This is a genomic window from Aeromonas sp. R10-1 (genome assembly GCF_040908465.1).
GTDB lineage: Bacteria > Pseudomonadota > Gammaproteobacteria > Enterobacterales > Aeromonadaceae > Aeromonas > Aeromonas caviae.
Genome location: NZ_JBFODT010000017.1, coordinates 262,476 through 283,763 on the forward strand (window position 1 = coordinate 262,476; position 21,288 = coordinate 283,763).

At 63.9% G+C, this 21,288-nt stretch carries 22 protein-coding genes; 12 read left to right on the top strand and 10 right to left on the bottom strand.

Annotated features, from left to right (window positions below):
- Positions 1-7: 7 nt before the first annotated feature.
- Together lysA and AB5Y93_RS08090 are read right to left on the bottom strand one after the other, a co-directional pair.
- The gene (lysA, locus tag AB5Y93_RS08085) at positions 8-1,258 is read right to left on the bottom strand and encodes a diaminopimelate decarboxylase (protein WP_039039806.1); all 1,251 of its coding nucleotides are present in this window, start codon (positions 1,256-1,258) and stop codon (positions 8-10) included.
- Positions 1,259-1,278: 20 nt separating this feature from the next.
- Positions 1,279-1,479, bottom strand: coding sequence for a lipoprotein (locus AB5Y93_RS08090; RefSeq protein ID WP_368229149.1), 201 nt, complete (start codon positions 1,477-1,479; stop codon positions 1,279-1,281).
- Between the two features lie 73 nt (positions 1,480-1,552).
- Here AB5Y93_RS08090 and cyaY point away from each other — a divergent pair, with 73 nt between their 5' ends.
- Together cyaY and AB5Y93_RS08100 are read left to right on the top strand one after the other, a co-directional pair.
- A complete protein-coding gene (gene cyaY / locus AB5Y93_RS08095; protein WP_368229150.1) occupies positions 1,553-1,867 on the top strand; it encodes an iron donor protein CyaY in 315 nt (104 codons plus the stop codon).
- A complete protein-coding gene (locus AB5Y93_RS08100; RefSeq protein ID WP_201997626.1) occupies positions 1,864-2,517 on the top strand; it encodes an alpha/beta hydrolase in 654 nt (217 codons plus the stop codon). Before cyaY ends, AB5Y93_RS08100 begins: the two co-directional genes overlap by 4 nt.
- 187 nt (positions 2,518-2,704) lie before the next feature.
- Here AB5Y93_RS08100 and AB5Y93_RS08105 read toward each other — a convergent pair whose 3' ends face one another.
- Positions 2,705-5,224: a class I adenylate cyclase gene (locus AB5Y93_RS08105; RefSeq protein WP_042879398.1), complete on the bottom strand. Its 2,520-nt coding sequence runs from the start codon at positions 5,222-5,224 to the stop codon at positions 2,705-2,707.
- Positions 5,225-5,546: 322 nt separating this feature from the next.
- Between AB5Y93_RS08105 and hemC the strand changes: the two genes are divergently transcribed.
- The 4 genes from hemC to AB5Y93_RS08125 are packed head-to-tail and all read left to right on the top strand — an operon-like array spanning position 5,547 to position 9,504.
- Positions 5,547-6,476 carry a hydroxymethylbilane synthase gene (hemC, locus tag AB5Y93_RS08110; RefSeq protein WP_164882713.1) on the top strand — a complete coding sequence of 310 codons (930 nt, stop codon included), beginning with the start codon at positions 5,547-5,549 and terminating at the stop codon, positions 6,474-6,476.
- A gap of 46 nt (positions 6,477-6,522) precedes the next feature.
- On the top strand, positions 6,523-7,257 hold the full coding sequence (locus AB5Y93_RS08115; protein ID WP_239052826.1) for a uroporphyrinogen-III synthase: 735 nt from the start codon (positions 6,523-6,525) through the stop codon (positions 7,255-7,257).
- On the top strand, positions 7,254-8,330 hold the full coding sequence (locus tag AB5Y93_RS08120; RefSeq protein WP_039039811.1) for a uroporphyrinogen-III C-methyltransferase: 1,077 nt from the start codon (positions 7,254-7,256) through the stop codon (positions 8,328-8,330). Before AB5Y93_RS08115 ends, AB5Y93_RS08120 begins: the two co-directional genes overlap by 4 nt.
- A gap of 10 nt (positions 8,331-8,340) precedes the next feature.
- A complete protein-coding gene (locus AB5Y93_RS08125) occupies positions 8,341-9,504 on the top strand; it encodes a heme biosynthesis HemY N-terminal domain-containing protein (protein WP_010672692.1) in 1,164 nt (387 codons plus the stop codon).
- Between the two features lie 168 nt (positions 9,505-9,672).
- Here the strand turns inward: AB5Y93_RS08125 and AB5Y93_RS08130 are convergent, their stop codons facing one another.
- Both AB5Y93_RS08130 and glpX read right to left on the bottom strand, forming a co-directional pair.
- Positions 9,673-9,924 (bottom strand): YkgJ family cysteine cluster protein, encoded by a 252-nt coding sequence (locus tag AB5Y93_RS08130; RefSeq protein WP_010675884.1) that lies wholly within the window; start codon positions 9,922-9,924, stop codon positions 9,673-9,675.
- Between the two features lie 141 nt (positions 9,925-10,065).
- On the bottom strand, positions 10,066-11,076 hold the full coding sequence (gene glpX, locus AB5Y93_RS08135; RefSeq protein ID WP_039040467.1) for a class II fructose-bisphosphatase: 1,011 nt from the start codon (positions 11,074-11,076) through the stop codon (positions 10,066-10,068).
- 218 nt (positions 11,077-11,294) lie between these two features.
- Between glpX and AB5Y93_RS08140 the strand changes: the two genes are divergently transcribed.
- A complete protein-coding gene (locus AB5Y93_RS08140; protein WP_029313567.1) occupies positions 11,295-12,353 on the top strand; it encodes a porin in 1,059 nt (352 codons plus the stop codon).
- A gap of 82 nt (positions 12,354-12,435) precedes the next feature.
- On the opposite strand, the gene AB5Y93_RS08145 is transcribed toward AB5Y93_RS08140, so the two are convergent.
- Positions 12,436-12,915 (bottom strand): GNAT family N-acetyltransferase, encoded by a 480-nt coding sequence (locus tag AB5Y93_RS08145; RefSeq protein ID WP_134997104.1) that lies wholly within the window; start codon positions 12,913-12,915, stop codon positions 12,436-12,438.
- Between the two features lie 272 nt (positions 12,916-13,187).
- On the opposite strand from AB5Y93_RS08145, the gene AB5Y93_RS08150 reads away from it, so the two are divergent.
- The 3 genes from AB5Y93_RS08150 to AB5Y93_RS08160 all read left to right on the top strand — a co-directional run bounded on the left by AB5Y93_RS08150 (position 13,188) and on the right by AB5Y93_RS08160 (position 17,130).
- Positions 13,188-15,230 (top strand): TonB-dependent receptor, encoded by a 2,043-nt coding sequence (locus tag AB5Y93_RS08150; RefSeq protein ID WP_368229151.1) that lies wholly within the window; start codon positions 13,188-13,190, stop codon positions 15,228-15,230.
- 65 nt (positions 15,231-15,295) lie between these two features.
- A complete protein-coding gene (locus AB5Y93_RS08155) occupies positions 15,296-15,916 on the top strand; it encodes a PepSY-associated TM helix domain-containing protein (RefSeq protein WP_279990218.1) in 621 nt (206 codons plus the stop codon).
- Between the two features lie 176 nt (positions 15,917-16,092).
- Positions 16,093-17,130 carry an acyltransferase gene (locus AB5Y93_RS08160; protein WP_284488429.1) on the top strand — a complete coding sequence of 346 codons (1,038 nt, stop codon included), beginning with the start codon at positions 16,093-16,095 and terminating at the stop codon, positions 17,128-17,130.
- Here the strand turns inward: AB5Y93_RS08160 and AB5Y93_RS08165 are convergent.
- The gene (locus AB5Y93_RS08165; RefSeq protein ID WP_042015355.1) at positions 17,102-17,458 is read right to left on the bottom strand and encodes a helix-turn-helix domain-containing protein; all 357 of its coding nucleotides are present in this window, start codon (positions 17,456-17,458) and stop codon (positions 17,102-17,104) included. The genes AB5Y93_RS08160 and AB5Y93_RS08165 overlap by 29 nt on opposite strands.
- Before the next feature lie 121 nt (positions 17,459-17,579).
- On the opposite strand from AB5Y93_RS08165, the gene AB5Y93_RS08170 reads away from it, so the two are divergent.
- A complete protein-coding gene (locus AB5Y93_RS08170; protein ID WP_128296856.1) occupies positions 17,580-17,885 on the top strand; it encodes a monooxygenase in 306 nt (101 codons plus the stop codon).
- A gap of 12 nt (positions 17,886-17,897) precedes the next feature.
- On the opposite strand, the gene AB5Y93_RS08175 is transcribed toward AB5Y93_RS08170, so the two are convergent.
- Positions 17,898-18,512 carry an outer membrane beta-barrel protein gene (locus tag AB5Y93_RS08175; protein ID WP_368229152.1) on the bottom strand — a complete coding sequence of 205 codons (615 nt, stop codon included), beginning with the start codon at positions 18,510-18,512 and terminating at the stop codon, positions 17,898-17,900.
- Positions 18,513-18,713: 201 nt separating this feature from the next.
- On the opposite strand from AB5Y93_RS08175, the gene AB5Y93_RS08180 reads away from it, so the two are divergent.
- Positions 18,714-19,352, top strand: a complete 639-nt coding sequence (locus AB5Y93_RS08180; protein ID WP_010672675.1) for an exopolysaccharide biosynthesis protein — start codon at positions 18,714-18,716, stop codon at positions 19,350-19,352.
- A 63-nt stretch (positions 19,353-19,415) separates the two neighbouring features.
- On the opposite strand, the gene AB5Y93_RS08185 is transcribed toward AB5Y93_RS08180, so the two are convergent.
- Both AB5Y93_RS08185 and AB5Y93_RS08190 read right to left on the bottom strand, forming a co-directional pair.
- Positions 19,416-20,306 (bottom strand): diguanylate cyclase, encoded by an 891-nt coding sequence (locus AB5Y93_RS08185; RefSeq protein ID WP_323923054.1) that lies wholly within the window; start codon positions 20,304-20,306, stop codon positions 19,416-19,418.
- Positions 20,307-20,633: 327 nt separating this feature from the next.
- Positions 20,634-21,218: a hypothetical protein gene (locus AB5Y93_RS08190; protein WP_010672673.1), complete on the bottom strand. Its 585-nt coding sequence runs from the start codon at positions 21,216-21,218 to the stop codon at positions 20,634-20,636.
- Positions 21,219-21,288: the final 70 nt, after the last annotated feature.

Genomic DNA, 21,288 nt, shown 5'->3' on the forward strand with positions numbered 1-21,288 from the left:
CCATCCATCACGGCAGCAGGTGCTCGCCACGCCAGAGATCCGCCAACTGCTCCCGCTCACGGATGAGGTGCGCCTGGTCACCGTCCACCAGCACCTCGGCCGCACGGGGTCGGGTGTTGTAGTTGGAGGACATGGTAAAGCCGTAGGCGCCAGCGGAACGCACCGCCAGCAGGGAGCCCTCGGCAATCGCCAGGGTACGCTCCTTGCCGAGGAAGTCGCCGGTCTCGCACACCGGGCCCACCACGTCATAGAGTGCCTTCTCGTGAGTCGCGCGGCTGTCCACCTCGATGATGTTCATCCAGGCGCCGTAGAGGGAGGGGCGCAGCAGATCGTTCATGCCGGCGTCGATCAGGGCGAAGTTGCGGGTCTCGCCGGGTTTGAGGAACTCGACCCGGGTCAACAGCACACCGGCGTTGGCGACGATGGCGCGGCCCGGTTCGAACAAGAGGGTCAGATCCCGGCCCGCCAGCTTCTGCTTGAGCGCCTCGGCATACTCGGTGGGGTGCGGCGGCTGCTCGGCGCCGTAGTTGACCCCCAGACCGCCGCCCACGTCCAGGTGATGGATGTGGATGCCTTCCGCCGCCAGCTCGTCGATGAGCTTGAGCAGCTTGTCCGCCGCCTCCATAAAGGGATTCAATTCAGTGAGTTGCGAGCCGATGTGGCAATCCACCCCCTTGATCTCGATGTGGGCCATGGCCGCCGCCTTGCGGTAGATGGCGGGCGCCTGTTCGATGGGGATGCCGAACTTGTTCTGCTTGAGGCCGGTGGAGATATAGGGGTGCGTGCCTGCGTCGATGTCCGGGTTGACCCGCACCGAGACCCGCGCCTTTTTGCCCATGCTGCCTGCGACCCGATTCAGGCGCTCCAGCTCGGCTTCGGACTCCAGGTTGAAGCAGAGGATCTCTTTTTCCAGCGCAAGGCGCATCTCGGCTTCGCTCTTGGCGACGCCGGAGAAGACCACCTTGGCCGGATCACCGCCCGCCGCCAGCACCCGGGACAGCTCGCCGCCGGAGACGATGTCAAAGCCCGAACCGAGGCGTGCCAGCAGATTGAGCAGGGCCAGGTTGGAGTTGGCCTTGACCGCGTAGCAGATCAGGTGGGGAATGTCGCCAGCCGCCTGGTCGAAGGCATGCCAGTGGCGTTCCAGGGTGGCGCGGGAGTAGACATAGAGCGGAGTGCCGTACTGGTCGGCAAGCTGTTGCAGGGGAAGCTGTTCGGCCTGAAGCTGACCGTCTGCGTCGTAGTTAAAGTGATCCAAGGGGGCGGTTCCTTCCTAGATTATTGCGGCGCGGCCTCTGAGGCCGGTGTAGCGGTCGCAGGCGAGACGGCTTGCGGTGTACTCTCTGTCTTGGGCTGTGTCTGCTCTGCAGGTGCGGGCTGTTCGGCCGGCGGCATGTAGAGCGGCCCCGTCAGGCCACAGGCGGCCAACCCGAGCGACAGCGACGCGGCAAACAGGCACTTGGTGAACTGGGTAATCATAATGGTTCGCTGCGAAAAAATTTTTGGCCCTCTATAATCGCACTCACATTGTTAAAAGCAACAGGATAAACCGATGAAGGATCACGAGTATCACGCCCTGACCGACGCCTTTTTCCAGTATGTGGAAGACACCATCGACGAGGGGTATCCGGATATCGACTGCGAACGCGCCGGCGGGGTGCTGACCTTGAGCTTCGAGAACAAGACCAAGGTCATCATCAACAAGCAGGAGCCCCTGCACCAGATCTGGGTCGCTACCCGGGAGAACGGCTTCCACTTCGAGCTGCGCGGTGACCGCTGGATCGACAACCGCTTCGGCGACGAGCTCAAGGCCCTGCTGACCCGGGCCTGCACCACCCAGGCCGGCGAGCCCGTGGTCTTCTCATGACGGATCTGCATCCCGAAGGTGCCCGCCATGCGGTGATCTGGCTGCACGGGCTGGGGGACTCCGGCGCAGGCCTCGCCCCCCTGGTGGAGGCGCTGGCCCTGCCCGCCGACCTGCCCGTCCGCCATCTGCTGCCCGATGCGCCCGAGCGTCCCATCACCATCAACATGGGCTACCGGATGCGCGGCTGGTACGACATCAAGAGCTTCGAGGATCCGGCGGATCGCGCCGTGGAGTCCCATGTCAGGGAGTCAGCGGCCCGTATCGCCGCGCTGATCGACCAGTTGGTGGCCGAGGGTTTCACCCCCGAGCGCATCGTGCTGGCCGGCTTCTCCCAGGGGGGCGTCATCGCCTCCTTCACCGCCCTGCGCCATCCGGTGCCACTGGCAGGCCTGCTCTGCATGTCCACCTACCTGGCGGTACCCGATGCCCTGCCCGGCGAGATGAGCGAGGCGGCCCGCGCCCTGCCCATCTGCTACATGCACGGCATCTATGACGACGTGGTGAACCTCTCCATGGGCTGGGACGCCAAGAACCGGCTGGAAGCGGCGGGACTCAGCCCCGAGTGGCACGAATACCCCATGCGCCACGAGATCTGCCGCCCCCAGCTGGGCGACATTCGCAGCTGGTTGCTGGCCCGCCTCGGCGCCTGATTGTCGGATCACGGGTAAGACAACGGCCTGCATCAGCAGGCCGTTTGCTTTCATCCCTGACGGCGATGCTCGACGGCATCCCCCACTGGCCGCGGCCCCCTCCACACCAGATTCCCGCACCACGGATACGACAACGGCCTGCATCATGCAGGCCGTTTGCCATCTTGCCGGTGCGGCTATCAGCGCATCATCCTACTTCCCGCGCCGCTCCTGGGGTGTCCCGCTGCGGGCTCTGGCTGCGGTAGGGGATCACATCGAGTTTGTCACCCACCTGCACGATTTCGTAGTACTGGGGCAGGTTGAAGTTGCTGAACTGACCCGCATTGCTGAATCGCTCGTGACCCGAGGTGTAGAACCGGTTCACCCCCTGTACCAGTTCGTCCTTGTTGCCGGCGAAGTGCTGGTAGATCTCCACCCGGTTCGCCTCGTCCAGGATATAGATGTTGGTGCCTGCATCCCGGGTATCGAAGAAGAACTGCACCAGCCCTTCGCTGGCGTAGGCGTCGACGATGCCGGGCAGGTGCTGGCTGTGAGTCTTGTCGAGGCGCAGCGGCAGGTGATCCAGCTTGTTGTGGGAGATGTGACGGTAAAAATCGATGGCGTTTTCCAGCTTTTTGACCGACACCCCGCGCCGCTCGAAGAAGATGCCGTACTTCTCCTTGCCGAGCGCCAGCGTCTTGACCAGCTGCTGCTTGTCCCGGGCCAGACGCAACTCGATGCATTCAGCCACAAGCTGCTGGAAGCGGGTGCGCACCAGGGAGCGGAAGTGCTGGCTGTAGCAGAACACCTCGATCATCTCGGGGGCCGCGGCGTCCTGGTGCATCTTGCCGAGGATGGTGGTGAGGGCGTCCACCACGGCTTCCTCTCCCTCGAAGTGCAGGGTGCGGATCTCGCTCCAGGAGTTGCGATAGACAAGATCCACGGATCCCACCAGACACTCCTGGTTGCGACCGAACGAGAAGACGTCCGCGGCGTTGGCATCGAACTCGATCACCTGCCCCACCCAGTGGCTGGACGGGTCCGTCTCCAGGTTCAGGAAGATGGAGAGCTGGCGGATCTCGCACGGCCGGCTCAGGGCCAGGTTGGTCGCGCGGGGATACTTGACCGGGAAGGTCCCGGAAAGATCGCGACAGAACTGATGCAGGTTGTCGATGTGCAGATCCGAGCCCTGGTTGAACAGGTGTACCCGGGACTGGGGCGTCAGCAGGCCGTTGAAATAGGCCCAGGCCACCAGCTTGCTGATGTAGCCGTTATATTCGAGCGGCGCCCGGCCAATGATGTCGGCGGGTTCGAGGGAATGCTTGTAGAGATACCAGCCTGCGCGATTCAGGCGGCCGTGGGGTACCTGTACCAGGCTGAGATCCGGCTCGCCGAGATCCGGCGCAATCTTGAGGTTGATGCGCTGCACCTTGCCCGGCAGGCTCTCGAATGCGGCATAGAGCTTGCGCGACAGGATGCCGATGTCTTCCGGGTTGATGGACTCGCTGATGTTGTTGCGCCGGGCGAACTGGATGAGGTTGCGGTAGCTCTGCATCAGGGCCTCCAGCAACTCGGCGTAGGCCACCTTGACGTCCTCGACCTTCCACTCCTGACGGTGATCAAGGTGGTAAAGGCGCTCCGGACTCCAGCCCCAGTAGGCTACCAGCTGGGCCATCTGCTCCCGGCGCCAGTCCGGGGAGTGATCTTCCTTGGGATGGCTCAGCCCGTCGCACACCTTCAGATAGAAGCAGCGACGCACCAGATCGAGGCGCTGCATGTCGCCGATGGACTTGAGGTAGTTGGTCACCTTGTCCAGCATCAGACAGTAGTTGTCGAGGCGGTAGTGCATCCCCTCGTTGTGCTGGAACCAGTCGCGACTGGTCACCGACAGCAGCCGGGTGTTGGGATACTCGTGGGAGTAGGCCTCCATCAGCACCGACTTGAGCACCGCCTTGTAGGGGGAGTCGATCCCCTTGTAGAGCTGCCACAGGGCGGAGCCGAAATACTCCTCGGCAGGAATGCGATCAAAGCCCCCCAGATCGAGCCAGTCATCCTGGCTCAACTTGCCGTGGGCAAACAGGCCGTTGACGTAGTCGTCGTAGTGATCGTCATATTCGGCCGGCACCAGATACCAGAGCAGCCGCTTGCCGGCGATGTGCATGGCGCTGCGGTAGAACTCGTCGAGCAGCAGCAGGTGCTGGGCGCTGCCGCAGCTCTCCCCCTGCATCTGGGCATCGTTGCGCTGACGGAACTTGTCTTCGGGGATCAGGAAGAAGTTGAGATCGACCCCCCGCTGCTCGGCCCACATGGAGAGGTGCTGGCACTTCTGTTCCAGCAGGGCGAGGCGCTCGCTCGACAGACCGGCCACGTGACAGACCCAGATGTCGAGATCCGAGTGGCAGCACTGACCGATGGAGGAGGTGCTCCCCATGGAGTAGAGGCCCTGGATGGACTTGTCGTGGGTACTGAGACCGCCCTGGCAGTTGGCGTTCTGGCAGAGATCCTGGATGAAGGCCTGCTGGGCCTCGTTGGCGACAAAACTCCAGATACCATGAGGCACATCCCCTGCCACATAACCGGGCAACAGGGGGTGATTGAAGTGCAGCATGACAGGCAGCAAGTGGAAAACCTGCTGCCCGTAGCGACTCATGAGATCCAGCGCTCGTTGCGTCTTGAGACGATTGAGTTCGTCGTAGCGCGCCACCAGCGTGTCGAGTTTAACCAGCAATGCCCTACCTATGGGGAAGAGAAATGACGCACCAAAACGGGGAGACGTCAAAAAAGTGTGATCATGTTAACAATGCAAACAGCAGTGGTAAACAAGCCCGCACACAATCACCGGATTATTTCTGACCCCGTTCGTAACGGTATCAGAGGAAAGCAATAAAACCAGCTATTTTCAATAACTTAAAATCAATTATTGACTGAATGAAAATAATTTTCAGCCCCCGTTTTTGAGCTTGGCCCCGCTTTTGCGGGCTGCGCCATGAAAGCCCCTGCAAAGGGTGGTAAGATCGTTTTCCTCTCAAAAGATGAAACAACTGATTGATATGGCAGCCCGAACCCTGAGAATTGCCACTCGAAAGAGCCCACTGGCCCTGTGGCAGGCCAATTTTGTGAAAGATCGGCTGGAGGCACTCCATCCGGATCTGCAGGTCGAACTGGTGCCCATGAGCACCCAGGGTGACAAGATCCTCGACACCCCTCTCGCCAAGGTCGGTGGCAAGGGGTTGTTCGTCAAGGAGCTGGAGACTGCCATGCTGGAAGGGCGTGCCGACATCGCTGTCCACTCCATGAAAGACGTACCTGTGGAGTTCCCCGACGGACTCGGCCTGCACACCATCTGTGAGCGCGAAGACCCACGTGATGCCTTTGTTTCCAACCATTTCAACCAGATAGACGAGCTGCCTCAAGGGGCCGTGGTCGGCACCTCCAGCCTGCGCCGTCAGTGCCAGCTGCGCGCTGCCCGCCCTGATCTCGTGATCCGCGACCTGAGGGGCAACGTCAACACCCGCCTCGCCAAGCTGGATGCCGGTGAATATGACGCCATCATCCTGGCCGCCGCCGGCCTGAAACGACTGGAGATGGCCCATCGCATCGCCGCCTTCATAGAGCCCGAGCAGAGCCTGCCCGCCAACGGCCAGGGGGCGGTCGGCATCGAATGCCGCCTCGACGATCACGAGCTGCACGCCCTGCTGGCGCCGCTCGAGCACGCCGAGACCCGCATCCGGGTGCTGACCGAGCGCGCCATGAACCGCGCCCTGCAAGGGGGCTGTCAGGTGCCCATCGGGGCCTATGCCCTGGTACAGGGAGAAGAAGTATGGCTGCGTGGCCTGGTGGGCAGCCCGGACGGTGCCCGCGTCATTCGCGACGAGATCCGCGGCCCCCTGGCAGAGGGCGAGGCACTGGGCCACACCCTGGCCCAGCGCCTGCTGGCCGCCGGCGCCGACGTCATCCTGGCCGAGGTCTACCGGGCATGAGTGCAGTACGGACCGGTTCGCGGTCATCTGCCCGGAGCGCCGCCTGATGGTCCCCCTGGTGGTGCGCCCGGCCGCCCAGGCCAACCAGCTGGTGCAGATGCTGCACCAGTTGGGTCATGCACCGCTCTGCTGTCCGTTGCTGGAAACCCGGCCGGGATGCGACCTCCCTCACCTGGGTGACATGCTGCGAGAGGCGGACCTCGTTATCGCCGTCAGCATGCATGCCGTTCATTTTGCACATTATTTTCTGTTGCAAACTGGTCAGACCTGGCCACATATTGATTACTTTGCAGTCGGCCAGGCGAGTGCGGATGCCTTTGCCGAGGTTGGCATCCAGGCCCTGTGCCCGGCCGATCCCCGCAGCGAAGGGCTGCTGGCCCTGCCGGCACTGCAAGGGGTGAGTGGCCGCCGGGTGCTGATCCTGCGCGGCAACGACGGGCGGGATCTCATCGCCCGGACGCTGGCCTCACGGGGCGCACTGGTGCACTATTGTGCCACCTACGAGCGCCACTACCCCGATCTTGACGGGGACGCATTGACCCGCCACTGGCAGGCAGCCGGGCTCGACAGCCTGCTCATCACCAGTGGCGAACTGTTGCAGCGGTTGCTGGCCCTAGTGCCCGGCCCGCAGCACCCCTGGCTTTATGACCGCCTGCTGGTGGTGCCCAGTCCCCGGGTGGCCGAGATGGCAGAAGGGGCTGGTTTTACCCGTATCGTGATTGCCCAAGGTGCATCCAACCAGGCTCTGGTGGCCGCCCTGGAACTGAGGAAGATGGAATGACTGAACAGCAAGAAGTCCAGCCGAGTGCCGCGGCCACCGTGGCCGACAACAACAAGCCCGCGCCCGGAACGACAGGGAGCAAGAAGGGCAGCTCTGGCACCGTGCTTGGCGGCATCGCCATCCTGCTGGCCCTGGGGCTGGCCGGTGGTCTCTATGTGCACGGACACCAGAACGCCGTTGCCCAGCAGGCCGAACTGGTAGCCCTCAAGCAGCAACTGGCCGACGCCATGACCAGAATTGATCAGGGCAGCAGCAAGGATGCCGAACAGATCGGTGCCCTCGGCAAGAGCCAGCAGCAGTTGCAGGAGGCGCTGGACGCCTTGCAGACCAAGGTGCTGGATCTGGACGACAAGCGCCCCAATGACTGGATGCTGGCCGAATCCGAATACCTGGTGCGCATGGCGGGCCGCAAGCTGTGGCTCGAACACGACATCGTCTCCGCCATCACATTGCTCGGCAACGCCGACGAGCGCATCAAGGCGCTCAACGACCCCAGCCTGATGCCCATCCGCAAGGCGCTGGCGGAAGACATCGCCAAGCTCAAGGGGATGCCGCGAGTCGATCGCGAAGGGTTGACCCTGAAGCTGGCCGCCCTCTCGGACCAGATCGAGCTGCTGCCCCTCTCCACCGTCAGCATGCCGGAAGCCAAGAGCGAGCCCGACCAGACCGTCAGCACCAACCCGGACGAGTGGCAGAGCAACCTGAAGAAGAACTGGGTCAAGTTCACCGAAAACTTCATCACCATCCGTCGTCGCGATGGCGCCGTGGAAGCCCTGCTCTCCCCGCAGCAGGAGATCTTCCTGCGGGAGAACCTCAAGACCAAGCTGCTGCAGGCCCAGCTCGCCGTCTATCGCGAACAGCAGTCCCTCTATGTCGACAGCCTGGAGAAGGCCCAGCGCTGGCTGACCCAGTATTTCGATGCCGACAACAGCGCCACCCAGTACATGCAGTCCGAGCTCGACAAGCTCAAAGGCGAGCAGATCCAGTTTGACTACCCGGATCAGTTCAAGACCCAGACCATGCTGGAACAGGTGCTGACCGAACGCCTGCAACGCATCCTGGCCGGCAACTGAGGAGGAGACCATGATTCGTCTGATCGTCATAGTCGCCGTGATGGTGGCGGGCCTCATCTTCGGTCCCGAAGCCTCCGGCAACAAGGGTTATGTGCTCATCTCGCTGGGCAACTACACGGTGGAATCCTCGGTCACCAGCGCGGTGATCCTGGCGGTGCTGTTCTACGGCGCCCTGCTCATCGTGGAATGGGTGCTGGCCCGCCTGTTCGGCCTGCGCCGCAAGACCCAGGGCTGGTTCGGCTCCCGCCGCCGCCGCAAGGCCAACCTGCAAACAGTCAATGCCACCCTGGCCATGGCAGAGGGGCACTACAACCAGGCCGAGAAGCTCCTCATCAAGGGCGCCGACAACAGCGACACCCCGCTACTCAACTACCTGAGCGCCGCCCGGGTGGCCCAGGCCCGGGGCGATGACGTGCGCCGGGATCACTACCTGCAGAAAGCTCAGGAAGAGAACCCCAAGGCAGAGCTGGCACTGACCCTGATCCAGACCCAGTTGCAGATTGAGCAGGGCCAGTACGACAGCGCCCTCGGTCGCCTCGAGTCCATCTATGCCCTCAACCCGCGCCACCCCATGGTGCTGGATCAGCTGCGTCAGGTGTATCTGGCCCGTGAAGACTGGGCGGCCCTCATCGATCTCGCCCCTGCCCTGCGCAAGGTGGGCAAGCTGACCGCCCAGCAGGAAGAGACCCTGCTGCACCAGGCGTGGTGCGGTCGTCTGGAGGCCGCCAGCGGCTCCCTCGACACCCTGCGCACGGTCTGGCAGGGTCTGCCCCGCAAACAGCGCCAGGATCCCGTGCTGCTGGCCAGTTACGGGGATCGCCTGCGCCGATTGGGGGCCGATGCCGAAGCCGCCGATCTCTGGCTGGAGGCCCTGCGCAAGGATCCCTCCCCCGAGCTGTTCGCCCGCCTGCCCAAGCTCAAACTGGACGACTACCAGCCCATGCTGACCCTGCTCAGAAAGATCCAGGATCAGCCTGGCGCCGAAGCCGCGCTGGCCCGGGTCTGCCTGCTGGCCGGTCAACTGGACGAAGCCCAGCGCCTGCTGGAGCAGGAAGTGGCGAAGGCGCCTGATGCCGCCCTCTACCACGCCCTCGGCCAGGTGATGGACAAGCGCCGCCTGACCAACAAGGCCAACGAGTACTACCGCCAGGCATTACAGCTGGCCGACGTCTGACGCCAGTTCGTCACGAAACAGGAAGAGGCCGCAATTGTGGCCTCTTTTTATTGGTATTGTTTATTGCCATTGTTCCGAATGGTGGCTCTCTTCTCCCCTTGCGGGAGAAGGGGCGGAGATGAAGGGAGACAAGCAGACACCCTTTCCCCGAGGGAGAGGGTCAAGGGCTCAGGCGGTCAGCCGCTCCAGCTCGCCGATAAGCCAGATGGCCTCCTGGCGATGGGAGCCGCACACGTCCGCCATGGGGCGAAAGCCGCCGCACACCGCCGGGCGCTCCGGCTGGCCGAAGATCTTGCACCCCAGGTGCGCATCGAGCTGCACACAGGGCACACCGGCGGGCTTGCCATCCGGCATGCCGGGAATGGCACTGCTGATGCTGGGGGCGATGCAGCAGGCACCACATCCCTGACGACATTCCATGTGATTTTTCCTCTGTGGGGCACCGCAGTGTAGCAAGGAGTCCGGTTTCTCCTAAGCCTTATCCTTGCCCGGGTACCCTGGCGCCCTGCAGAGCGCAAAAAGCCCGGCAGTGCCGGGCTTCTTGCTGCGGGAGTCAGCACATCACAGGATGATGTCGCGTACCACGCTGTCTTTGCGATCCAGGAAGTGGATCGACTTGATACGACGGATGGTGCGCGATTTACCGCGGATCAGCAGGGTCTCGGTGGTCGCCATGACGCCGTCGCTGGTGATCCCTTCCAGCAGATCACCCTTGGTGATGCCGGTGGCCGAGAAGATGACGTTGTCATTCTTGGCCAGATCTTCGAGCTTGAGCACCTTGCTCACGTCGATGCCCAGCTCCTCGCAGCGCGCGATCTCCTGTTCACCCAGGGCGCGAACCTCGGGGCTGTCACCCTTGACCTGGTGGCGGGGGATCAGGCGAGCCTGCATGTCACCGTCCAGGGCGCGGATCACCGCGGCGGAGATCACCCCTTCCGGTGCGCCACCGATGCCGTAGAGCATGTCCACTTCGCTGTCCGGCAGACAGGTGAGGATGGAGGCGGCCACGTCACCGTCGGGAATGGCGAACACCCGCACCCCCAGGCCCTGCATCTCCTTGATCGCCTTGTCATGACGCGGCTTGGCCAGGGTGATGACGGTCAGACGGGAGAGGGGCTTGCCGAGCGCCTTGGCCACGGCCTTGAGGTTCAGCTCCAGGGCCTGATCGAGATCGATGGCGCCTCTCGCCTTGGGGCCCACGATCAGCTTTTCCATGTACATGTCGGGAGCCTTGAGGAAGGATCCCTTGTCGCCCACCGCCAGCACGGCCAGGGCATTGGCCTGACCCATGGCGGTCATGCGGGTCCCCTCGATGGGGTCGACCGCGATGTCCACGGCGTCGCCCTGACCCGTGCCCACCTTCTCGCCGATGTAAAGCATGGGGGCTTCGTCGATCTCCCCTTCGCCGATCACAATCTCGCCATCGATCTGGATCTGATTGAGGATGTGGCGCATGGCCGCCACGGCCGCGCCATCGGCGATATTCTTGTCACCACGTCCGAGCCACTTGTAGCCAGCCAGTGCAGCCGCTTCCGTCACTCGGGAAAATTCGATTGCCAGTTCACGTCTCATCGCATATCCAACCTTAGGAGCTCGAAAACGGGCGGCATTCTACCACAAGGGCAAACCTTTGCGCGTAAAAGTGGCGACCAGCCACATAAATCCCGGTTTTCATCCCGCTGACATGGAACCGACACGGTTTGTTCATTGCACGGTCACCCGACTGTCATCTGTCACTTCTAGCATGGCCCCGTCTTTTAAAACAAAAGCTTGCAACACAAGGGATCATGATGAAAAAGCTGACAGTAGTAGCATTGGCTCTTACCGCCGCCTTCCAGGCTCAAGCCGTCGAAGTGTACAAAAACGAGAGCACCCTGCTCGACCTCTACGGCCGCATCTACGCCGGCCAGTTCTTCGGCGAGAAGAAAGAGCTGGACGCCAACGGTGACATCAAGAACGAATACAGCGACAAACAGGGGGCCAACCAGTTTGTCCGTCTGGGCGCCAAGGTAGAGAGCGAGATCAACCCGGGTCTCAAGGCGCTGGCCCAGTACGAACTGCAGATGTACATCAACGACAGCGAGAAGACCGTCAGCGAGAACTCCGACAACCTGCGTACCCGTCTGGCATTCGCCGGTGTCGGCGCCAACTGGGGGACCGTCACCTTCGGTCGCCAGAAGGGGGCTCCTGGCTTCCTGGCGGACTGGACTGATGTCTCTCTCTCCGACGGTTACGGCAACGAGGCACTGGGCGCCAAGACCGACACCTTCGCCACCAACCGCGCCGGCTCCGTGCTGAAGTACTCCGGCCTGTTCAACGGTTTCCAGGTCGATACCAGCTACAAGTTCGATGGCGGTGACACCGAAGAGACCTCCAGCAAGGACAGCGATGCCGCCTACGGTGCCGCCGTGGCCTACACCTTCCCGTTCAACCTCTCCCTGGGGACCGCCTACAACGTGGGCATCCGCGACAAGAGCGGTGAAGAGGATGCCAAGCTGTGGCTGCTCTCCGCCAAGTACGACAACAAGGCCCTCTACGCCGCCCTGAGCTATGCCGACGGCAGCGACTTCCTGGCCACTGGCAAGGATCACACCGGCTGGGAAGGGGCGCTGGGTTACAACTTCGAGAGCGGCTTCGGCCTGATGGCCCTGTGGAACAAGCAGAAGGTGGAGCAGGCTGGCAAGTCTGACTACGACTCCATCGACTACTACACCCTGGGTGCCCAGTACAAGTTCAACAAGAACCTGCGCGTCATCGGCGAGTACCGCATCAACAACCTCGACAGCCATGACAGCGGCAAGCTCAACACCAAGGATGACTTCCAGCTGGCGGCCCGCTACGACTTCTAAGTCGGCCACCACCTGACGACACGGCGCGCAGAGCACTCTGCGCGCCGTTTTTCATTTGGGAAGATCGCGTTGTCACTGAGGCTCAGAGCTTCTTCTGCCAGAACATGGCCCGGCCCACCTCGGGATCGAGCTCATAACCCGCAAAGCCGCTGGCGCGATAGGCAGCCTGGGCCACCTTGTTCCCCTCCAGCACCTCCAGGGTCAGCTTGCAGCAACCGAGCTCCCGGGCGAGCCGCTCCGCCTCCGCCAACAGCTGCTTGCCGATGCCGTGGCCGCGATGGGCAGGGTGCACCGCCATGTCGTGGATATTGAGCAGCGGCTGACAGGCGAAGGTCGAGAAGCCCTCGAAGCAGGTGGCAACGCCAGCGGGCTCCCCATCGACCCAGGCCAGCAGCACATGGGCACCGGGCCGCGCGGCCAGGGCGTCGGCCAGATTCGCCTTCACCTCGTCCGCCAGTGCATTGCCGCCCCCCATCTCGTCCCTGGCGTATTCGTCCAGCATCGCGATCAGCGCCTCGCCGTGGCGAGGGTTGTGCAGATCCGCCCTGATGATCTCGACCATGTTTCTCTCCCTGTGTGTGCCGGATGGTGCGCCAAGGCGCGAGGCCACCATGGTAGCGTCCCCTCCGAACCGAACCAAGGCACCCCCGGCCTTTTCCCCGAGATTCCAGCCCCCTCAGTACCTGCCCGCCAATGATCTCTTTTTCTTGCATCTTCTCCTTGCAAGGCAAATGAAAATCAATATCATTAGCAACCTCTCGCGATGAGAGAAATCAATAATTACAAATAAATCAACAAGTTCAGGCCGATTGGTCGACAAAGAGTCACACCCAGATGAACCATTCCACCCCCCCGAGCGCCTTGCTGGGCGTCGCCTTGCTGGCGGTTTGCACCAGCCCCCGTGCCGAAGACGAAACCCTGACCGTGGTCGGCAAACGCAGCCAACATGAAGAGGTCGCCACCGCGACCCGTACCGCCACCCCGGCCAAGCTGGTGCCCCAGAGCATCGAGAGCGTCAAGGCAAGCGAGCTGACCGCCTTCGGCCAGCCCACCCTGAGTGAAGCCCTGACCGGCATCCCTGGCGTCAACGCCAGCGGCGACACCCGCTTTGACGGCGTCACCATCCGCGGTTTCAGCGCCAGCAATGACTTCTACCTCGACGGCCTGCGCGACGACATGCAATACACCCGCGACCTTGGCAACATCGAACGGGTCGAAGTGCTTAAGGGCCCCGCCGCCGTGCTCTACGGCCGTGGCAGCACGGGCGGCATCGTCAACCGGGTCAGCAAGGTTCCCCAGAAGGGGCAAGCCTCCAGCGTCAGCGCCCAGGTCGGCAGCTTCGACAGCCGACGCTTCGCCGCCGACCTCAACGGCGAGGCAGGAGAGCGGGTACAGGTGCGCCTGAACCTGGCCCAGGAAGACAAAGACAGCTTTCGCGACGACGTGACCAGCAAGCGCACCCTGCTGGCCCCCTCCGTCAACTGGGAGATCACCGACACCCTGAACTGGCTGGTGCAATACGAGCGCAACGAGCACGATCGCACCCCGGATCGCGGCATTCCCGGCGTCGATGGTCGCCCGGCGGATGTCCCCATCGAGAGCGTCTACAGCGACACACGCCGCGACTTCATCGACGATGTGGCCCAGTCCACCCGCTCCCGCTTCACCTGGGACATCAACGATCAGTGGCAACTGCGCCAGCAGCTCGGCTACACCACCCTCGACAGCCAGTTCGACAATACCTATGTCACCAGCGTCAAGGGTGACAAGGTGACCCGCGCCCGCTGGCAGCAGGATCTCAAGGCCAGCAGCCTCACCAGCAACACCGAGGCGGAAGGCCAGCTGCAGACCGGCCCCATCGCCCATCGTCTGCTGGTGGGCCTGGAGCAGGGCTGGCAGGATCGCACCCCCAAGCTCTACCAGAACGCCAACCCGATCCCGGCAGGCAACCTCTATGATCCGGGCTCCCTGCCCACCTACGACGGCGCCATGAAACTCTCCAGCGACGCCCATCACAGGGTGCGCGGTGTCGGCCTCTATGTGCAGGATCAGCTCAGCCTGGGCGACTGGCACCTGCTGGCAGGCCTGCGCCGCGACGACTTCACCGTCACCAGCCGCCGCAACGACCTCGACAAGGAAGAGACCCTCTCGGTCACCAGCCTGAGTCCGCGCCTGGGCCTGGTGTGGAACCCCATCGAGGAGCATGCCTTCTACACCTCCTACAGCAAGACCTTCACCCCGGTGGGCGGTGAGCTTATCGGCATCACCCCGGGGGACAAGAACAACAACCTGGATCCCCAGCACACCCGGCTCTATGAAGGGGGCGTGAAGAGCGACTGGCTGAACGGCCGCCTCGCCACCACCTTCTCTCTCTACCGGCTGGAGATGTACAACAAGCGCAGCAAGGATCCGCTGGATCCCACTAAGGTGATCCTCACCGGTCTGCAGCGCACCGACGGCATCGAGCTGAGCGCCCGTGCCCAGCTGACCGACGAGATCTATCTGCGCGGCGGCGTCGCCATCCAGGATGCCGAGCAGGTCAAGGCAGACGCGGACCTGCAAGGCAAGCGACCGATGAACGTCTCCCGCCAGAACGGCCAGCTGTTCGCCGGCTACCAGAGCGGCAAGCAGGGCTGGTTCGGCGAGACCGGGATGACGGCGGTGGGGGATCGCTTCGCCGACAACGCCAACACCACCACCTTGCCCGGTTACGCCCGCTTCGACGCCCGTGCCGGCTACCGCTGGCCCCAGTGGGAAGCCCAGCTGAGCGTGGAGAACCTGACCGATCACGACTACTTCGTCAGCGCCACCAGCGCGGCCCAGATCATGCCAGGCACGCCCCGTCAGCTGCACCTGACCGCCGCCTACCGCTTCTGATCCTCCCTGTTTACCGACCCCTCTGGCCAGCGTTCGCTGGCCAGATTGTTATGAAGCACCGAACGATGACACGCAGAAAACTCCCCCTGCACAACAACAAGTGGGTGCGCCGCATCCACGCCTGGGCAGGCTTTGCCACCCTCACCCTGATGCTGCTCTACGGCCTCACCGGCCTCTGGCTGCAACACAGGGCCGTGCAGCCCCTGCCCGGTCCCCACACCGCCAAGTCGAGCGAAGAGATAGTACTGAGCACGCCGCTGGCCAGCCCGGATGAATTGAAAGCCCTGCTGCAACAGCGTTATGCAGACATGTTCGAGGAGGGGCGACCCCAGATCACCCCGCCCCAGACCCTGCCCACACCATCCGGCGCCCTCACCCTGCCGGCCCGCTGGGAGCTGCGCGGTGTCACCCTCAGCCAGAGCGTGGCCGCCAGCTATGTGGAAGGCACTCTGCTGGTGCGCACCGAGCTGCAGCAGGCCAACTTCGCTGCCAGCCTCAACCGGCTGCACCGTGGCATGGGCACCGGCCTGCCCTGGCAACTGGTGGGAGATCTGGCGGCCCTGGCCATGCTGCTGCTGGCCCTCACCAGCCTGCTGATGTGGAACAAGCTGCACGGCCCCGCCGGTCGCGGCATCACCCTGCTGCTGCTGGGCGCCCTGGTCACCGTGCTGGTGGCCCTGCTCTAGCCCTTTTACCGACACCAAAACGGGATCCCGCTCCCGGCGGCGGTAACCTTGCCCGCACCTCGGGTAACAAAGGGTAACCGGCCGCCGATGGGGGTCACAGTTGGCGACCAGGCGGCTGGATAGGGAGCACCTGCGGCTGATAGGGTGCGCCCAGCTCCCGAACGCCACGAGGAATCATGCGCATCTCCAGCATCGAATGCGGGCGAGTGGTGGCCATCCTGGCCGTGATGACCATCCATCTCTCCCCTTTCAGCAACCCCTTCGACCCCGCCCTGTGGGACGGCACGCCCTACCCTCTGGTCGGGGCCGTCATCAACCAGCTCTGCCGCTTCGCGGTGCCGCTGTTCTTCCTGTGCGCCGGTTACTTCTTGCAGCCCGCCCTCACCGCAGGCCACCCGCTGACGGTCGCACTGCGCTACTGCCGACCCCTGCTGGGGCTCTGGCTGGCGTGGAGCCTGCTCTACGTGCTGATACCCTTCAACCCGCTCGCGGCGGTGAGCGAGGGCTACCTGCCCGCCATGGCAGGCCAGTGGCAGATGCAGCTCGGGGATCCGCTCAACGTCTGGTGGGTGGGCGGCATGATCCACCTCTGGTTCCTGCCCGCCCTGATGGTGGCGGTGCTGATCCTGGGGCTCTGCCAGCAGGTCCGCCTGCCGAGGCTGGCCCTGCTGCTGGGGGCCCTGCTCTACGCCCTGGCCCTGATCGGCGGCTCCTATGGCCCGCTGCTGCCGGGGGGCGAGTGGGCCCTGCTGACCCGCAACGGCCCTTTCTTCTCCTTGCTGTTCGTGGCTCTCGGCGCCGAGCTGCGCCTGCGTGCCTGGCAGCCGGACGCCAGGCGCTGCGCCCTGATGATGATGGCGGGGATGGGGCTCTACGCCCTGGAGGCCGCAGGTCTGCTGCGCGCTGCCGCCGTCCCCCTCGCTCGTCATGATTTCCTGCTGGGCTCGCTCCCCTGGGCGCTGGGGCTGTTCGGCCTGCTGCTGGCCAACCCCGCATGGGGCAAAGGCAGCTGGCTGGAGCGCCAGGCCCCCAAGGTGCTCGGCCTCTACTGTCTGCACATGATGCTGGTGGTGTGGCTGATGATCTTCGGCCCCCAGGGCAAACAGGTGTGGTGGGAACTCCTCAAGGTACCCGCGCTGCTGGCGCTCACTCTGCTCGGCTACCGACTGCTGGCGGCCACCGCCCTCAGCCGCTGGTTGCTGCGGGCTCGCTAGAAACAGGACCCTGACCAGCCAGCAGATCAACGTGGTTCAGCGCAAAATCGTGCATCTGCTGGAGCAGGGGGATCAGGGCGACGCCAAGGGGGCTCAGGCTGTACTCCACCCTGGGCGGTACGTCGGGGTAGAGGGTGCGAATGATGACACCGTCGCTCTCCAGCTCCTTGAGCTGGGCGGTGAGCACCTTCTGGCTCACCTCGGGCAGGCAGCGGCGCAAGTCGCCAAAGCGCAGGGTCTGTTCGCGCAGATGAAACAGAATGGCCGGCTTCCATTTGCCGGTCAGCAGGCGCAATACCTGATAGGCGGGACAGGGCAGTGAGGGCACGGTATGGCTCGCGAGTGGTTACTTTGCGGTAACTATGCCACGAAAATGTGCCTTCTTGCAGCCAAGATGCCGACTTCCTATGATGCGGATTCCGTCAATCAACGCCCACGAGAGGTTTATCATGCCCAGCCTGCTGCAGATCCATTTCAACTTCCCCGCCGAGATGATGGGACCGGCCCTCACTGCTGCGGCCATGCCGCTGGCCGACTCCATCACCCGGGAGCCGGGCTTCATCTCCAAGATCTGGACCGAGAACCCGCGCACCGGCGAGGCGGGCGGCATCTATCTGTTCGAGGATGAGGGGAGCGCCCTCGCCTACGCCACCATGCATGAGCAGCGGGTGCTCGCCATGGGCGCCAGCGCGGTGCAGTACAAGGTGTTCGACGTCAACGAGCCCCTCAGCCGCGTCACCAAGGGCATCGCCTAGTCCGAGCGGGGCTCAGAACCTCAGGGTCAAGCCGATATTGGCCTGCCACTGGGTGATGAGCTCCCCTCGCACCCGAAAGGCGCAGATCTCGGGGTTGCAGAGAAACTGGCTGTCGTCGTTGACCAGGGCACCATAACCGCGCACCTCGGCCCGCACGGCCAGATGTTCGGTCAGGCGCGGCTGCACCCCGAGGGCCAGGGACATGGAAGGGGCCGTCTCGCTGTCGTAGGCATCGAAGCGGGTGACCCCGATCCCGGCACCGATATAGGGGGCCATCAGGTTGTCAGAGAGGGTCAGGGCCCCGGCAAACTGCAGGGTGTCCACCGTCAGCCTGTCGGGCAGTTCGGGGGACACCCGGGTTGACTGGTGGCTGTAGAGCAGCTCCACCATGCCGGGGTCATCCACCTCCCTGCTGATGAAGAGCCCCCAGCTGCCGGAGCGCTCCCCTTGCAGGGTGTCGATGTCGCTCCCGTGCGGCGTGGGGGCCGGCTCGTCCATGGCCCGAAAGTCGATGGCCGAGCTGTATCCCGCAAAGGGAGTCAGCTGCCAGCCCGTCGCCGGGGACTCGGCTGCCCAGCCCGCCAGGGGCAGCAGCAGCCCCGGCACCATCCCCATCGCTCCTCTCATGTGCTCATCCTTTGGTGAAAAGACCTGCGCAAAGCATATCAGAGCGCCCGTCTCCCACACTGGACGGGGGCTGTACCAGCCCCATAGCCCCGCTCCCGATGGAAAAATCTGTGCTCCCCGGGGTTATTCATCCGGGATTAACCTCGTCCCCGTAAGCTGGCAGCGCCACAGCGGTGGCATCAACAGACGAGGATCTCAGGAATGGTTGCCGCGCAACTCAACGACCCCCAAAGCACGCTCTCCGATACCCTGAGGGCCACCGCCCACGCCATCGAGGAGAGCCACATCAGCCTGCGCCAGATGCTGGCCCTGGTGGGCGAGCAGGGCATGCTGCTGTTTTGCGTGCTGCTCACGGTTCCCTTCCTGCTGCCGGTCTCCATTCCCGGCGTCAGCACCCCCTTTGGCCTGCTGATCCTCTTCATCGGCATCGGCATCACCCTCAACCGGGTGCCCTGGCTGCCCGCCTTCCTGATGGAGCGCCGCTTCGCCGCCGAGCACCTCAAGCCGACCCTGCACAAGGGGGCGGATCTGCTGGCCCGCATCGACCGCTTCATCCGCCCGCGCCTGCTCATCCTGACCGGCAGCGTGACCATCAACCGCTGCAACGGCCTGCTCATCATGCTGGCCGCCCTGCTGCTGATGCTGCCGCTGGGCGCCATTCCCTTCACCAACGCCATGCCCGCCTGGGCCATCCTGCTGCTGGCCATCGGCATGTTGCAGCGGGACGGGCTCTTCGTCGCCCTCGGCTATGCCCTGGTCGCCGCTACCCTGGTCTGGTTCAGCGCCCTGGCCATCGGCCTGCTGATGGCGGGGCAGAATATCTCGACCCTGTTCGGCTGATCTGGCCCGGCCAAATGAAAGAGGGCGACCCCGGGTCGCCCTCTTTCCTGTTCACTGCGCCCCTCAGGGCACCCCATCGTGGGCCACCCGGTTGCGCCCACCCCGCTTGGCCCGATAGAGCCACTCGTCCGCCCGGGCCAGCACGGTGCCAAGATCCTCTCCCGGCCGGATCAGGGTGGTGCCCAGGCTCACGGTCACGGGGGCGGGATCCGGCGCCATGGCCGCCACTGCGGCGCGGATCCGCTCCGCCACCTTCAGCAATATCCCCTCGTCTATCTGCGGCAGCAGGATCAAAAACTCCTCGCCACCGCTGCGCACGAAGAGATCCTCCCCTCGCAACTGGGCAGAGACGCACTCGCAGACCCGGCACAAGACCTTGTCACCGGTCTGGTGGCCGAAGCGATCGTTGATCTGCTTGAAGTGATCGAGATCCAGCATGATGAGGCCGGTGAGATGCTGCCCCTGCACCCTGTGGTGATACTGGTCGAAGAAGAAGTGGCGGTTGTAGAGGCCGGTGAGCTGATCCGTCTCCCCGAGCCGCTTGAGCCGCTGTTGCAGCTCGTGCTGGCGGGTGATGCTGCGGGTCATCCAGGCCACCGCCCGCTTCCCCTCATATAAAGAGGGCAAGGGCGCTATCTTGCCCTCGAAACGCTGCATTCCCTGGGGCCCGGCGTCGGCGTCAATGCCGTCCACCTCGGCGGGGGAGAGGTCATACTCCACCACCTGCACCTGGCCGCTGGCGAGGGCCTGAGCCACCTGCGCCATCACCCACTGCGCCTTGTCCTCGGGCAGCACGTCCAGCAGTTGTCTGCCGATCAGCGGGTTGCCGTTCTGGTAGGACTGCTGCTCCATCCCGCCGATGTACTCGATGTAGTAGCCATCTTCGCTGAGGATGAAAACGGGATCCGGCAACTGGGCCATCACTTCGTAGAGTTGTGCCACTGAGAGCGCCATCCGAGCTCCTTGCTATCCGTGGGAGTGGGTCCCTGTACTCCTGTTATACAAGACTCATGGAGTATCGCACAGGGGCAGAAAGCTGCCTGCCGGGCGGGAAGGATGCGGTCGGTGACGTGTTCACCGGACAAGCCTCCGGCAAAGTGAATAGTAGCAATCGGGGATGCTGTCAGAACCAGGGTTGTCAGACAGTCAGGAAGGTTTTTTGCCCTCAGGCAGTGCGACATGCCACCCCCTGTGACGCCAGGGGCGCCACAGGGGCATTCCCGCCCCCGGACAAGGGGGGCAGGGCCGGATCCCGGTCAAGAGGGATCCGGCGAGCCGACATCAGCGGGCAGCGGATCGGCTGGCATTCCAGAGCAGTTCGCCGCTCTTGAGATCCATCAGGCTCATGGCGAGCCGGTAGCGGCCCCCTTCAGAGAGGAGATCCCCGTAGAGCATGTAACCCGCCCCGGTCTGGCGACCCAGGCGCACCAGGGAGGCGGGGTTCATGCCCCCCTGCTGGTATTCGAGCTGACCCGTGATGGCCGCCACCTGGCCCGGGTCTGCGAAACGAAAGCCGCTATTGGCCTGAATGCGCTGGATCATGGCCACCGCCAGGGGCTGGGTGCTGAAGGGCTCACCTGTACCGTTCTGGGGCGCCATCAGCAGCAGTACCGGGCTGCTGCCCGCCAGCGCCTGCACATCGGCGGCCTTCAGGAAGTCATCGGCCAGGGCGACCGCCAGCCCCGTCGGTGCCACGGGTTTGGGAGCAGGCACCGGCTCGGCCTTGTCAGGCTCGGCCACGGGTTTCTCTGGTTTGGTCACCGGCTTGTCCGGCTCGCCGACCGGCGCAGGCGTCCCCCCATAGGGATTGACCGCACATCCGCCCAGCAGCAGGGCACCCACCATCAACAAGGAACGCAGCTTCATCTTTTCTCTCCGCCAGAAGTCCGCAGGACGGACTTCGCCAAAAGCCCGTGGGGGCGGAGCACCAGCCCCG